Source organism: Shewanella spartinae, assembly GCF_019457555.1.
GTDB lineage: Bacteria > Pseudomonadota > Gammaproteobacteria > Enterobacterales > Shewanellaceae > Shewanella > Shewanella loihica.
Genome location: NZ_CP080418.1, coordinates 2,084,237 through 2,098,623 on the forward strand (window position 1 = coordinate 2,084,237; position 14,387 = coordinate 2,098,623).

11 protein-coding genes and 4 tRNA genes are annotated in these 14,387 nt (G+C 51.1%); 9 read left to right on the forward strand and 6 right to left on the reverse strand.

The features are described from left to right. Positions 1-113 precede the first annotated feature (113 nt). Positions 114-647, forward strand: coding sequence for a cell division protein ZapC (locus K0I31_RS09325; RefSeq protein WP_011865609.1), 534 nt, complete (start codon positions 114-116; stop codon positions 645-647). 927 nt (positions 648-1,574) lie between these two features. On the opposite strand, the gene K0I31_RS09330 is transcribed toward K0I31_RS09325, so the two are convergent. The 4 genes from K0I31_RS09330 to K0I31_RS09345 form a co-directional block, all read right to left on the reverse strand. Continuing rightward, positions 1,575-1,651: transfer RNA gene (locus K0I31_RS09330), tRNA-Met, on the reverse strand. A gap of 46 nt (positions 1,652-1,697) precedes the next feature. Next, a tRNA-Met gene (locus K0I31_RS09335) sits at positions 1,698-1,774 on the reverse strand. A gap of 47 nt (positions 1,775-1,821) precedes the next feature. Then, positions 1,822-1,898, reverse strand: a tRNA-Met gene (locus K0I31_RS09340). Between the two features lie 47 nt (positions 1,899-1,945). Beyond that, positions 1,946-2,022 (reverse strand) — tRNA-Met (locus tag K0I31_RS09345). Between the two features lie 270 nt (positions 2,023-2,292). Here K0I31_RS09345 and rlmKL point away from each other — a divergent pair. From rlmKL to rmf, 5 genes are all read left to right on the forward strand, one after another. After that, positions 2,293-4,428 carry a bifunctional 23S rRNA (guanine(2069)-N(7))-methyltransferase RlmK/23S rRNA (guanine(2445)-N(2))-methyltransferase RlmL gene (rlmKL, locus tag K0I31_RS09350; protein WP_220080629.1) on the forward strand — a complete coding sequence of 712 codons (2,136 nt, stop codon included), beginning with the start codon at positions 2,293-2,295 and terminating at the stop codon, positions 4,426-4,428. Beyond that, positions 4,421-4,657, forward strand: a complete 237-nt coding sequence (locus K0I31_RS09355; RefSeq protein WP_144199065.1) for a glutaredoxin family protein — start codon at positions 4,421-4,423, stop codon at positions 4,655-4,657. The genes rlmKL and K0I31_RS09355 overlap by 8 nt, the downstream gene beginning before the upstream one ends. Position 4,658: 1 nt before the next feature. After that, a complete protein-coding gene (locus K0I31_RS09360) occupies positions 4,659-6,578 on the forward strand; it encodes an ABC transporter ATP-binding protein (RefSeq protein ID WP_220080630.1) in 1,920 nt (639 codons plus the stop codon). A gap of 24 nt (positions 6,579-6,602) precedes the next feature. Further along, positions 6,603-8,456, forward strand: a complete 1,854-nt coding sequence (locus K0I31_RS09365) for a DUF3466 family protein (protein ID WP_220080631.1) — start codon at positions 6,603-6,605, stop codon at positions 8,454-8,456. Positions 8,457-8,641: 185 nt separating this feature from the next. Further along, the gene (rmf, locus tag K0I31_RS09370) at positions 8,642-8,818 is read left to right on the forward strand and encodes a ribosome modulation factor (RefSeq protein ID WP_011865614.1); all 177 of its coding nucleotides are present in this window, start codon (positions 8,642-8,644) and stop codon (positions 8,816-8,818) included. Between the two features lie 58 nt (positions 8,819-8,876). Here the strand turns inward: rmf and fabA are convergent, their stop codons facing one another. Together fabA and K0I31_RS09380 are read right to left on the reverse strand one after the other, a co-directional pair. After that, positions 8,877-9,392 carry a bifunctional 3-hydroxydecanoyl-ACP dehydratase/trans-2-decenoyl-ACP isomerase gene (gene fabA, locus K0I31_RS09375; RefSeq protein WP_220080632.1) on the reverse strand — a complete coding sequence of 172 codons (516 nt, stop codon included), beginning with the start codon at positions 9,390-9,392 and terminating at the stop codon, positions 8,877-8,879. Positions 9,393-9,459: 67 nt separating this feature from the next. Continuing rightward, complete coding sequence (locus K0I31_RS09380) at positions 9,460-11,169, reverse strand: S16 family serine protease (RefSeq protein WP_220080633.1); 1,710 nt, start codon at positions 11,167-11,169, stop codon at positions 9,460-9,462. A 397-nt stretch (positions 11,170-11,566) separates the two neighbouring features. Here K0I31_RS09380 and K0I31_RS09385 point away from each other — a divergent pair, with 397 nt between their 5' ends. The 3 genes from K0I31_RS09385 to prpC all read left to right on the forward strand — a co-directional run bounded on the left by K0I31_RS09385 (position 11,567) and on the right by prpC (position 14,352). Next, positions 11,567-12,235: a GntR family transcriptional regulator gene (locus K0I31_RS09385; RefSeq protein WP_220080816.1), complete on the forward strand. Its 669-nt coding sequence runs from the start codon at positions 11,567-11,569 to the stop codon at positions 12,233-12,235. Positions 12,236-12,247: 12 nt separating this feature from the next. Further along, entirely contained in the window at positions 12,248-13,126 is an 879-nt protein-coding gene (prpB, locus tag K0I31_RS09390) for a methylisocitrate lyase (protein ID WP_220080634.1), read from the forward strand. A gap of 101 nt (positions 13,127-13,227) precedes the next feature. Next, complete coding sequence (gene prpC / locus K0I31_RS09395) at positions 13,228-14,352, forward strand: bifunctional 2-methylcitrate synthase/citrate synthase (RefSeq protein WP_011865619.1); 1,125 nt, start codon at positions 13,228-13,230, stop codon at positions 14,350-14,352. Positions 14,353-14,387: the final 35 nt, after the last annotated feature.

The window sequence follows — 14,387 nt, forward strand, 5'->3', positions numbered from 1 at the left end:
GCGTTTGATCGCGATAACGTGTTGTAATCTATATCATATTTATAATATTTTTTTTGATATTGGATGAAATATCATCTATTATCGAGCTGTATTAAAGTATATAGGTACACGTTATGTTATTAATGCCACAAAGGGATTGGCAATGGATATATAACGATTCGTATGGGGTTTTAAGCGTTTCGTTAGGTTCGGATATGGAATTTCTGACTCCCTATAAAACGAAAGCTCTTATTCCTGATGCCCTGGCCACCACGGAATTTAATGTCGAGCACGCCAAATTCTATATAGAGTTTATTGAGCGTATCGGTAAGTCATTAAATATAGCCGACGCGGTGAGGGTACAGTTGGCGCTTAACGCCACGGCTGCACATTTTCTATTAAAACCTCAGATGCCTAAGTCTTGGTTTTTTGAGACATCTGCCGTCTGTGTTTACAGTGAACTAGGCAAGGTGTTTCAATTGAAATGCCAAGGCGAGGTGGTGCAAGTACTGGTGGTCGAGTCTAATATTCAGGCATCCCTGGTTATGTTGTTATCGCCCGAATTGCATTTGAGCGACAGTAAGGCGATGCGCCAATTCGACTGCATTAAGGTGATGAACGATAGATTGCATCCGCTAAAGGCCAATCGTCAGATAGCCGCGGCTTAATAACGCTAAATGCGAGAATAGATTCATTGGATGGGGAGCGTCTGCTCCCCATTTTTATGCCTACTGTTTGATCTATTTATTTTATTGCGATGATCAAATCTAAATCGTTTTTTCGATCCATGATGTTTCCTTACCTCTTTTTCTTTATTTTTCTTCTTCATTTTCTCATCTTTGATTAAGCCGCTATGTGCTCATCAAATAGGCACTATTGATTTTATTCACATGCGCAACACAATGGAGAAAATGAATACTCGCTAACCAATAATGCTTTGTTGTCTATTTTATGATCACACCTTTAGATTGGAGTATTGGGTAAAGCTCCAAGATTGCTCCATATTGAAGTTTGTGAATAAGGGGAGAATAAACACAGCTGTAGTGAATTTATTGACTTGGATTTCTAGAAAGGTTCTTTAAGCTTGGCGAAGTAGGTCAGAGGTCTTTGTTGATTATTGAATGCTGATCGCTGTGATTACTGATTGTGTAGAGAGTTGAATCTGACAAGTAGCCAAACTGCTTTTTTGCATTGATTAAGTTAGGAAAGAGGGGAATTGTTTACTTAAGAAATTGGTTGCGGGAGCCGGATTTGGATTGGGCGGCATACCGTCGACGACCCTCGAAGCTAATATCGCGAGTTGAACCAGGCGAGCTACGATTGAGTACATATAAAGGGGGTTAAATCTGAAATTGGTTGCGGGAGCCGGATTTGAACTGGGCGGCATACCGTCGACGACCTTCGAAGCTCATATCGCGAGTTGAACCAGGCGAGCTACGCTTGAATATATAGAGAGGGGGCTAAATCTGAAATTGGTTGCGGGAGCCGGATTTGAACCGTGGACCTTCGCTGCTTGTATAGAGAGTTGAGCCCGACGAGCCGTTTTTCTCTTAGTTAGGGAGCTAATGATAATGGAGAGTTTTTACATAAGAAATTGGTTGCGGGAGCCGGATTTGAACCGACGACCTTCGGGTTATGAGCCCGACGAGCTACCAAACTGCTCCATCCCGCGTCCGTAAGAAACGCTGTAGTTGTTTTGATTCTTGCTACAAAGAAATTGGTTGCGGGAGCCGGATTTGAACCGACGACCTTCGGGTTATGAGCCCGACGAGCTACCAAACTGCTCCATCCCGCGTCCGTGAGATACGCTGTAGTTGTTTTGATTCTTGCTACGAAAGAAATTGGTTGCGGGAGCCGGATTTGAACCGACGACCTTCGGGTTATGAGCCCGACGAGCTACCAAGCTGCTCCATCCCGCGTCCGTAAGAAACGCTGTAGTTGTTTTGATTCTTGCTACGAAAGAAATTGGTTGCGGGAGCCGGATTTGAACCGACGACCTTCGGGTTATGAGCCCGACGAGCTACCAAGCTGCTCCATCCCGCGTCCGGATGTTCACTCTAACCTCTGTAGCCCCAACAGCTCAGCTGCTGTTAAGTACTCAGTGCGTCAAAGCGGGGCGAACTATATCGACATGGTGGAGCCAATGCAAGTAACGATTACGAAATTCGGGTCAAGCGTTTATTAATCCGTCAATGTGCTGCCTTATCGATCAAGCCGGGAAATTTTAAACCTTCATTTGGCAGAACTTTTTATCATTTAATCTGAGGACAAGGTATAATGACGGATTGAATTTTGAAGTGTGTCTATCTATCCATGTTGAATTTTTTTGCCGCAGCCCCAAGAGGCTATGAGTACGCCCTGTCGTTGGAACTGGCAGAGCTTGGCGCCGCCGAGATAAAGGAAAGCGTTGCCGGCGTCTATTTCTCTGCTCCCCTTAATCTGGCTTACCGTATAACCCTATGGTCGCGACTCGCCAGCCGTATCATTCTGGTGATCTATAAGGGGCCCTGTGAGAATCCCGAGCAGCTCTATAATGCGGCCTACTGCATCGATTGGCAGACCCATTTCTCCAATAAGAGCAGCTTTAGCATAGATTTTCATGGCGTGGGTGGCTTTATTAAGAACTCACAGTTTGGCGCGCTTAAGATAAAAGATGCTGTGGTTGACCGTTTTCGTGACGATGGCTGCCCACGTCCCGATGTGGCCCGTGTGGATGCCGACTTTAAAATAGACGCCCATTATCGCCGTGGCCAAATTACCCTGGGGATTAATTTCTCTGGGCCTGCGCTGCATCAGCGCGGTTATCGCTCCACCACGGGGGAGGCACCGCTAAAGGAAAACCTGGCGGCCAACATGCTGGTGCGTAGCGGCTGGCAACAGTCGCCGAAAGATCTACTCGACCCATTCTGCGGTAGTGGTACCATATTGATAGAGGCGGCCATGATGGCCTGCGATATCGCCCCAGCGTTGCAGCGTCGCCGTTTCGGTTTCGAGCACTGGCTACGCCATCAAGAGGCCGACTGGCAGGAGCTGCTTGCTGAGGCCAATGCTCGCGCTTCTATCGGTACCAAGCGTTGTGAGATCAAGTTTTATGGCTCAGATATCGATTCGCGTCTGGTCGCTTTGGCAAAGCGTAACGCGCAAAACGCTGGCGTTGCCGAGCTTATCGAGTTTTCGGTCTCCAACGCTCTCAATGTGACGCCGCCGGTGGAGCAGGGCTATCTGATCACTAACCCGCCTTATGGTGAGCGTTTGGGTAATGTCACTTCGCTGTTGCAGCTCTACTATCAACTGGGTGACAAGCTCAAGGCCGAATTTGGCGGTTGGCAGGTGGCTGTGCTCAACAGCGACATCGAACTCCTCTCGGCCCTTAAGCTGAAAGCCGACAAGCAGATGAAGATGTATAACGGCGCGCTCGAGTGTGCCTTTAACCTCTATACGCTGCATGCCAACAGCACCCGTCGTCTCGACCCTAGCCAGGTGTTGAGCCAGGGCGGTGAGGTGAGCGAGGTCGCCACGGCCTTTAGTAACCGTATCAAGAAGAATCATAAGCAGCTGAGCAAATGGGCTCAGCGCGAGGGGATAGACAGCTATCGCCTCTACGACGCCGATATCCCCGAGTACAATGTAGCGGTAGATATCTATCTGGATCATGTGGTGATTCAGGAGTATTCGGCGCCTAAGTCGATTCCCGAGGCGGTGACTAAGCGTCGCCTGACCGATGTCTTACTGGTGCTGCCCCAGGCCATCGGTGTCGACCCCGATAAGATTATTCTCAAGACTCGTGAGCGTCAGAAGGGTACCAACCAATACCAGAAACTGGATGCCACAAAGCTCGAGCTGGTTACCACTGAGTACGGCGCCAAGTTTAAGCTCAACTTGAAGGACTACCTGGATACAGGTCTCTTCTTAGATCACAGACTGACCCGCAAGCTAGTGGGTGAGAAGTCGAAAGGCAGAGACGTGCTTAACCTGTTTGCCTATACCGGCAGCGCCTCGGTGCACGCCGCCCTGGGTGGTGCTAAGTCGGTGACCACAGTCGATATGTCTAACACCTATCTCAACTGGGCGCAGGACAACTTCGAGTTGAATGGCCTTAAAGGCAAGCAGTATCAGTTTATTCAGGGCGATTGCCTGCAGTGGATAGATGACTGCGACCAGCAGTATGATCTGATCTTCATCGATCCACCGACCTTCTCTAACTCCAAGCGCATGGAAGATTCTTTCGATGTGCAGCGCGACCACGTCAAGCTGTTGAGCGCGCTGGTGAAGTTGCTGCGTCCGGGCGGGGAGATACTGTTCTCCAACAACAAGCGCAAATTTAAGATGGATAGCGAGGCACTTAGTGCCCTTGGTTTGTCGATCACTAACCTGGATAAGCAGACGCTACCTCTGGATTACAAGCGTAATCCGCATATTCATAATACCTGGTTGATTCAGCATGCCTAAGACCAGCGGCTATATTCTTTTTCATACCGATGCCTGCCACCTGTGTGAGCAGGCCCAGGCGCTTATCACGGCGCTGAATATCGATTTTGTCTTGCAGGATATCTGCGATGACGAGCAACTGGCGCAGCGCTATGGCGTGCGTATTCCAGTGCTGCTGCGTAGGGCCGATGACGCCGAGTTAGGCTGGCCTTTCGACAGCGAGCAGTTGCAACAATTTACAGGAGCATAAATTGAGTCTGGTTCGTATTAATAACGGCTCATTGGCCTATGGCTACACCCCCTTATTGCAAAACGCCGACTTTACCATAGAGCCGGGCGAGCGCGTCTGTATCGTGGGCCGTAACGGCGCCGGTAAATCGAGCCTGATGAAGGTGATTGGCGGTGAGGTGTTACTCGACGATGGCGAGTTTAACATCGCCACAGATGTTAAGGTTAGCAGACTGCAACAGGACCCACCCAAGGCGGAGCAGGGCACGGTTTACGCCTATATCTCGGCTGGTTTGCAGGAGGTGGGCGAGAAGCTTGAGCGTTATCATCAGCTGTCTCACGATGTTGCCCACGTTGACGCCCAGGAGATGGAGCGGCTGCTTAAGCAGATGGAACGTCTTCAATCGGATCTCGATCATCTCAACGGCTGGCAGCTCGATACCCGCATCAATCAGACCTGTGAACTTCTGGGACTGGACGCCGATGCGAGCCTGGCTAGCCTGTCTGGCGGCTGGCAGCGTAAGGTGGCGCTGGCGCGCGCTTTGGTGAGCGAGCCTGATCTGCTGTTGCTCGACGAGCCGACCAACCACCTGGATATCGATACAATCGAGTGGCTGGAAGAGTTTCTGCTTAATTATCGTGGCGCCATCGTCTTTATCAGTCACGACCGTGGCTTCATTCAGCGCATGGCGACCCGTATCGTGGATCTCGACCGGGGTGTGGTGACCTCCTGGCCCGGTGATTACCAGACCTACCTAGACGGCAAGGCAGAATGGCTCAGGGTTGAAGAGGAGAAGAACGCTCAGTTCGATAAGAAGCTGGCCGAAGAGGAAGCCTGGATCCGCCAAGGGATCAAGGCGCGCCGTACCCGTAATGAAGGCCGCGTGCGCGCGCTTAAAGCGCTGCGTATGGAGCGTATGGAGCGTATCAATCGTCAGGGCGGCGCTAAGATGGCCGTGGCCGATACCGAGCGCTCGGGTAAGCTGGTATTTGATATTAAAGATCTCAACTACAACCTGCCAGATAAGAACCTGGTGAAGAATTTCACCACCTCTGTGATGCGCGGCGATCGTATTGCCCTTATTGGCCCTAATGGCTGTGGCAAGTCGACCCTAATCAAGCTGTTGATTGGTCAGCTTGCGCCTCAGTCCGGCGAGGTGAAGGTGGGCACTAAGTTAGAAGTGGCCTATTTCGACCAATACCGTGAGGCGCTTGATCCGGAAAAAACCGTTGAAGACAACGTGGGTGAAGGCAAGAAGACGGTGACCATCAATGGTCAGGACAGGCATATCCTCAGCTACCTGCAGGACTTTCTGTTTTCACCCATGCGCGCCCGCACGCCGGTGAAAGCACTTTCCGGTGGGGAGAAGAATCGATTACTGCTGGCCCGTCTGTTGCTGAGGCCAGCAAACCTGATCATTCTCGATGAACCGACAAACGATCTTGATATCGAGACCTTAGAGTTGCTAGAGTCGCTGTTGACCGATTATCAAGGCACCTTGTTATTGGTGAGTCACGATCGTGCCTTTATCGACAACACGGTTACCAGCTCCTGGTGGTTTACCGGTAACGGCGGCTGGAGCGAATATGTTGGCGGCTACCAAGATGCCGTGTCACAGGGGGCAAAATTTTATTCTGAGGAACCAGTTGCCAAGGACGCTGTCCAACCCAAGGTTGCCGAACCAGTTAAGCGCGAAACTAAGGCGGCCGCTAAAGCAGAGAAGAAACTTTCTTATAAATTACAGAGAGAACTCGATGCCTTGCCTGCCAAGATGGAGCAACTCGAAGCTGAGATCGAAAGCTTGCAGGCAGTTATCAATGAGCCCGATTTTTATACTCAAGCACAAGATCTGGTCAGTAGCCGATTAAATGAATTGGCAGAGCTGGAACAGGAATTAGAAGTGTGTTTCGAACGTTGGGAAGAGCTAGAAGCCCTCAAATAGACGATAGAATAATAGGAAAAGTACATGAAGTTGAAGTTTGATAGAGCCATCTCTTTAGTCGCCGCCGGAGTGATCACCGCGCTGCAGACGGCTCACGCTGCACCTGTCTATGAGATCCAGAACATTCAAGACTATGATCTTAATGGTACCTTAGAGTCGACCATCAACGGCTACGGCATGTTTGTTAATCAGCAAGATAAGATGGTGGGGATCTCTAAGGGTAAGAAGAAGCTCGAGGTTGACGACGAGACTGGTGGCGCCATCGATATCGAAGATGGTATTCCGCCTGAGCAACTAGTGTCTTACTCCATTAACGCGCCCATTATTGCTAATAACTTTACCTTTTCCGCCGATGGCAATGGTGCCAGCGGTAGCTGGATCCCAACTTTCGATTCGGTTTTCGGCACTACCCATCCGAAAGATACCGATGAGGATCAGCCGGAGACCATTAACTCGATCAATGCCTATTACTATGGCATTAACAATAATGGGATCAAGGTAGGTACCTATACCGCGCCTGAGCAGAAAACCGAGTTTACTGGCGAGCGCAACGACAGTAACCAAGATCAGGAATATTGGTACTACCGTGAATTTGAGGAGCGTGGCTTCCTCAAGACTGCAGAAGGGACAGATATCGCCTTGGTACCACCCTATACCGTTTATAGCAAAGACGATACGGATGTAGTTGTGGGCGGGGTTTCTGTGGCGGCGGCTATTAATGATAATAACCTGATCACAGGCTATGCGACCACAGAACTGGCCAAGACGAGTCAAACCCGTGTCGATAACTGTATCAGCGGTGAGACCTATCCAATCGATGTCTGTGTGCAGAGGGATCAATATCCCGATAGCAACAATGCGCGCCGTATTCTTTATCAGACACGCGCCTTTGTGTGGCAGTTCGATGGTACGGACGTGACGCCGACCGAGTTACCGCTGGGACTTGAGTCGACTTCAGACAGTGTGTTCACCGCTCAGGGGATTGGTTTGAACAGTGAGGGTGTGATTGCTGGTCGCTCTCATGTCTATCGTAACGATAACAAGGATAAGCTGGCGTTCGATGCCGCCTATTGGAAGAAAGATGCTCAAGGTGATTACCAATATCACTGGGTGAAGATGACTAACGATCAGCTGTCATCTGTTGCCTATGACATCAACGACAATGGCATTCTGGTGGGCAGCTACCGCCGCTACATCGAAGGCTACCTGCGTGACAAGTTCTTCTATCTGGACACCAACGCCGAAGATCCAACCTTCGTGACGCCGAATGATTTTTATGAGGTGATGTCTGATCGCAGCTCGCGTCCACGTGATATCAACAACAAAGATCAGGTCGTAGGTTTCGTCGAGGTTACCAGCGAGAAAGAGAAGCCACGTATGAAGGGGGCCTTCCTGTATGACAAGGCGAGTGACGAGTTTAACGTTATCGACGATCTCCTGGTGTGTGATTCTAAGGGTTATGTTAAAGATGATGCCGGAAAGTGGACCCGTAACCAGGTCGAGGTGGTCGATGGTGATGGCAAGACCCTTTACTATGATAGTGAGATCCGCATCGTAGAAGCCAACAGCATTAACGATGATGGCACCATAGTGGGCACAGCCTTCATTCGTAAGCCTTCTTATCAGTATGATGAGAAGGGTAATCTAATAATTGGTGAGAACGGTAAGCCATTATTCTCACTCAATGCCAATGGTCAGCCGGTAACCGCCTATCTGCCACGTATGGTGGTGCTAAAGCCGACCACATCGGGTACGGCCTGTGAAGTGGAAGAGACAGATAACTCGGGCAATGGTAAATATGAGCGTAAAGGCGCCGCCAGTTTTGCCTGGTTGTTGCTGCTGCCATTGGTTTGGTTGAGACGTCGTGTTCTGGCCTAAGGGTTGTTAGAACTTATCGAACTAAAAATCGGGGCTAATGCCCCGATTTTTTATTAATAAGGAACTCATGCGTTTAAAAAATAACCCTATCGAAAGGCGAATTTTTGATTGATCTCGTGATGAAAAAGTTCTATTTCTATGGATGAGGCTTCGGCCTTTAGGATTTGAGAACAGAGGATGCTTGCATGAAAAGACAAAAAAGAGATCGTCTCGATAGAGCTTTTTCAAAGGGATTCCAGGCCGGGATAGGTGGCCGCTCGAAGGATAACTGTCCTTATTCTACTTTAGACTCTAAATCACACTGGCTCGGAGGGTGGCGCGAAGGCGTCGATGGCCGTCTCAGCGGCCTGTTCAACAAGTGATTTAGCTGTTTGCCCTCTGTTTAGAGGGCATTTTCGTAAATGAGCTATCGCAAATCGCTTAGAAGCTAGAGGTATCGGTAAAGATACCGACTTTTAAATCCGTCGCCGAATAGATCTCACGTCCATCGACTTCCATTACCGCATCGGCAATACCCATCACCAGCTTTCTGTAGACCTTACGCTTAATGGTCAGCTTGTAGGTAACCTTCTTCGCATCGGGTAGCACCTGGCCGGTAAATTTCACTTCACCAACGCCCAGTGCGCGACCCTTACCTTCGGCGCCTTCCCAGCCGAGGAAGAAACCGACCAGTTGCCACATGGCGTCTAGGCCCAGACAACCAGGCATCACAGGATCTGTCTCGAAGTGACAGCCGAAGAACCAGAGTGATGGATCGATATCCAGCTCAGCAACAATTTCACCCTTACCAAACTCGCCGCCGTCATCGTTGATCTTAGTGATGCGGTCTATCATCAACATGTTGTCGATAGGTAGGCGAGGCGAGTTGGCGCCAAATAGGTTACCGTGCCCGCAGACGACTAATTCTTCTTTACTGAAACTGTTTGCTTTATTCATTGTTAACTTCACTCTAGCAATTTGAGTCGCCAAGGTTAGCTAACACGTGTACGCCAAACAACTCCGATCAGCTAGAAAGTTTCAGTTTATGGAGCAAGTTGGCAAAAAAAGATCGCTCTTCATCGGGATAACCGGCGAGTCCTTCTAATCGCGCCTGTACCATGCCATACAGGCTTTCCTCGGGGAACTGCCCATTATCATCCCGGCTGCCGGCTGGCTTGTTCATCAAGATGGCTACCGCCTGATCCGTGTGCTTTACCTGGTACAGGTGAAACTCTTTTGCCTTGACGGCGGCTATCACGGCTGGTGCCAGGTTGAGTTGCTGCACGTTAGAGGCTGGGATGATCACCCCCTGGGTGCCCGTAAGCCCTCTGCGTTGACACAGGTCGAAGAAGCCTTCGATCTTCTCGTTAACGCCACCTATGGCCTGTACCTGACCAAACTGATCTATGGCGCCGGTGGCGGCGATACCTTGCTCTATTGGCTGCTCGGCAATGGCCGACATCAGGGCGCAATATTCCGCCAGTGAGGCGCTGTCACCATCGATCTCCTGGTACGACTGTTCGAAAACTATGTTGGCATTAAGATGCAGCGGCGCATCCTTACCGAAGATACGGTAGAGGCAAGAGGTGAGGATCATCAGGCCCTTGGCGTGTATATTGCCGCCAAGTTCCGATTTACGTTCGATATCGGCTACCTCGCCGTCGCCATAGTGCACGGCGGCAGTGATCCGCGCCGGCTCACCATAGGTGTATTCGGCGGCATCCAATACGGTCAGTCCGTTGATCTGGCCTATCATAGCACCTTGGGTCGGCAGGTTGATGAAGTTGTCATCGAAGCTCTGGGCTGACAGGCTCTGAGAAGCGTTGTGGCGCGTCTGATGGCGGGCGAGGGCGAGGGCGATGTTCTCGCCGTTAAGTTGCTTGCTCTTGCCGTAGAGGGCAGCCTGTACCATGAGCTGACTGATCCCCAGCGTCTCAAGGCTCAGGTGGCGCTGATGCTCTGCCAAGCGGGCACTGTAATTAAACAAAGGCGCCAGCGCCGACTGTTCCAGCGTGAGCTGGTTGGCTTCTGCCAGTTCGACTAAATAGTTGCCATAGTCGAGTTCGCTAAATTCATTGAGATCTATCTCATCCACTAACTCACCCAGTAGGGGAAAGGCCGCGGGAAAGTTACGCTCTTCCAGATAGCTGACGCTATATAAGGTGCTACTGCCTACAAGGATGATCTTGCTGTGCAGGGGAATTAGCGGCCAGCCAGAGTGCAGCTGGTATTCGCCGCGATGGGCAGCCTCCATTACCAGTTCCCACAGGGCTTCACGCTTCCACAGCGACTCGGCGCAGATAAACAGGTAATCACAGTCGGCCATGGCGCCCGGATGATAGACATTAGGATTGTGGGCATCGAGATGACCTATGAGATCCCTGCGTCTAATGGCACCGCTCAGATAGCGATAGGGTTTACTCGCGCTGCATAGGCACTCTTCGCCCGCCTCGGTCTGCCATGCCAGGCTGGTGTCGGGCGCCAAACGGTTAAGATAGTGGGTCGCTCTGTGTCCCTGATAGTCGACCAGGGCTGAAATGAGGGCGAGCCTATCGATACCGCTCTGATCGGCCAGGTACATATGCTGGCCGCAGGCCTTGGATAAAAGGTTGAAGGCATCAAGTGTGCGTTCCTGGCCAAGTAGTCGACTGTGCAAGTTAGTCTTAAGTTGGTCGACCTTAGGTAAGTTAAATTGGGGCGATAAAGCGGCGGCGTCGATGGAATGTGCGATCATTTCTGGGGTGAATTATTGAAACATGAGGTGATGTTAGCACAGATTAGCCAAGGCTCGATCTTTGTTTCGAGTAGAGAATCTTAAGGATTCACTTGGTTGTGGTGATTTGTCGACAATCTCAGAGGGTTTACTTGGAGGCTGTCGTTAGTCAATACCTATTCTCAAGCACGCGTGCGAGTCGATGTGGCGGGTCGATTAGCTTGCACTGTTTAAATCTAGATGACGGTTTAATGACCTGGTGTCGGGTCGTTCTCTGTCCTGCTTTGTATCGAATTCGTTACGACTTTAGTCGAAAAACAAGCCTTTTTGTCGACAATTTTAGGTGTTTGGCTTGAGAAAGGTGAATTTGGCGGCTATATTGTCGACAACTAATTGTTTGACGGCGATCACATTCATCATGACCCAATACAGCCAAACCCCCGTGACAACGGCAGATAAAACCTTTTATCAACTCAGGCAAGACATTGTCGAAGGGGTAATTGCTGCGGGTGCTAAGTTAAGTGAGACAGAATTGTCGACAACTTATGGTGTCAGCCGCGCCGTGATCCGCGAGGCGATCAATCGTCTCGAGTCTTGTCATATCGTCGAGCGTCGGGCCAACGTGGGCGCTAGAGTGGTGGCGCTCAGTGAAGAGGGGCTGCTGGCCCTGTATGAGATCCGCGAGTCTCTCGAAGGTATGGCCGCGCGACTGGCGGCGAAGAACATGAGCGATGAAGAGGTAGCGGAGCTCGAAGCCCTGCTGGTCAGCCATTTTCAAGACGTCAAACAGGGTGAATCCTATTACCAAGAGGCCGGCGATGTGGACTTTCATTACCGCATCATATTGGGCAGCAAGAATAAGCACCTTATCTCTATGTTGTTCGACGGCATCTATCATCTGGTGCGTATGTACCGCGTTCAGCTTGGCATGGCGGGGCCTAGAGTCACCACAGCCTATGACGAACACAGGCATATAGTGCAGGCGATCGCCAATCGCGATCAGGAGCTGGCCGAGATGCTAATGCGCAGACATATCACCTATTCAAGAAACAACATCAGAAACAAACTCTCATCAATTCAGTCATAAGAGGAAGCGAGCATGAGCGCAGGAAAGAAATTCCGTCAGGCCTTGGCCGACAACAAGCCATTGCAGATCGTCGGAACCATTAACGCCTACACGGCCATGATGGCCAAGCAGATCGGTCACAAGGCGATCTATCTCTCAGGTGGCGGGGTAGCCAACGCCTCTTATGGTCTGCCGGATCTGGGGATGACCTCGCTAAACGATGTGATCGTCGACGTGCAGCGCATCACCTCTGCCTGTGATCTGCCACTGCTGGTGGATATAGATACAGGTTGGGGCGGGGCATTTAACATCGCCAAGACCATAAAAGATATGGAGAAGGCGGGCGCCGCAGCCGTGCACATGGAAGACCAGGTCGCTCAGAAGCGTTGTGGTCACCGTCCTAACAAGGAGATCGTCTCGGTTGAGGAGATGGTGGATCGAATCAAGGCGGCGGTTGATGCGCGCACGGATCCCGATTTCTTCATCATGGCCCGTACCGATGCCTTCGCTCAGGAAGGATTGGAAGCAGCCATCGAACGTGCCAAGGCCTATGTGGCTGCTGGTGCCGACGGCATCTTCGCCGAGGCGGTAAAAACTGAAGAGCATTATCGTGCATTCGCCGAAGCTCTAGATGTGCCTATTCTGGCCAACATCACAGAGTTTGGTCAGACAGAGCTGTGGAACCGTGAGCAGCTGGGTCAGTGGGGCTCGGCCATGGTGCTCTATCCATTGAGCGCCTTCAGAGCCATGAACAAGGCGGCAGAGAATGTATATCAGACCATTCTGCGTGACGGCGACCAGAAGGCGGTACTCGATACCATGCAGACCCGCATGGAGCTTTATGACTATCTTGGTTATCACGCCTACGAGCAGAAGCTCGACAGCCTGTTTGCCGAAGGTAAGAACAAGTAACACAGCCTGGCTCGCCAAGGGCGGGCCAGATTGACAGCATACCCCCTACAACCTAGATGATGCAGTACTAGGGATAGACAAAAATATAATAGGAAGACGTTATGGTAGATAAAAAATTAGGCGGCGCCGGACTACGTGGACAGAGTGCTGGCGAAACGGCGTTATGTACAGTTGGCAAATCAGGCTCAGGTTTAACCTATTGTGGCTATGATGTGTCGGATCTTGCGGATAATGCCACCTTCGAAGAGGTTGCTTACCTGCTATTTAATGGCGAGTTGCCAAATGCGGCGCAGCTGGATGCCTACAAGAGCGAGCTGATGTCTATGCGCGACCTGCCACAGACCCTCAAAGAGGTGTTGCAGCGCATCCCTGCTGATGCCCATCCTATGGATGTGATGCGTACCGGCTGCTCTTTCTTGGGTAACCTTGAGCCAGAGACAGATTTCAGCCAGCAAAACAAGGCGGCTAACCGTCTGCTAGCGGCGTTCCCTGCCATCATGTGCTACTGGTACCGTTTCAGCCATGACGGCGTCGAGATTGATTGTGTGACCGACGAAGACTCGCTAGGAGGTCACTTCCTTAAGTTGCTGAACGGCAAGACGCCTTCGGATCAACATCGCCGCGTGATGGATGTGTCGCTGATCCTCTATGCAGAGCACGAATTCAACGCATCGACCTTCACCGCGCGCGTCTGTGCCTCGACCCTATCTGACATGTTCTCTTGCATCACAGGCGCTATCGGTTCGCTGCGCGGCCCGCTACATGGCGGCGCCAACGAGGCGGCGATGGAGATGATCCAAAAGTTCAGCTCGCCAGAAGATGCCAAGGTGCAAATGGCTGGCATGTTGGAGCGTAAAGAGAAGATCATGGGCTTTGGTCACGCCATCTACCGTGAGTCGGATCCGCGCAACGTGATCATCAAGGCCTGGTCTGAGAAGCTGGCTAAAGAGTTTGGCGACACCTCACTCTACGATATCTCAGTCGCCTGTGAAGAGTATATGTGGGACACCAAGAAGCTGTTCTGTAACGCCGACTTCTTCCATGCGTCAGCCTATCACTTCATGGGGATCCCAACTAAGTTGTTCACCCCTATCTTCGTCTGCTCGCGCCTGACCGGCTGGGCGGCCCACGTGATGGAGCAGCGCGCCAACAACCGCATCATCAGACCGAGTGCGGACTATATCGGCTCTGCGCCGCGTAAAGTGGTGCCAATCAGCGAAAGATAAGCCTAGATACCAGCCCCTCTGCCTTTCAAGGCTCA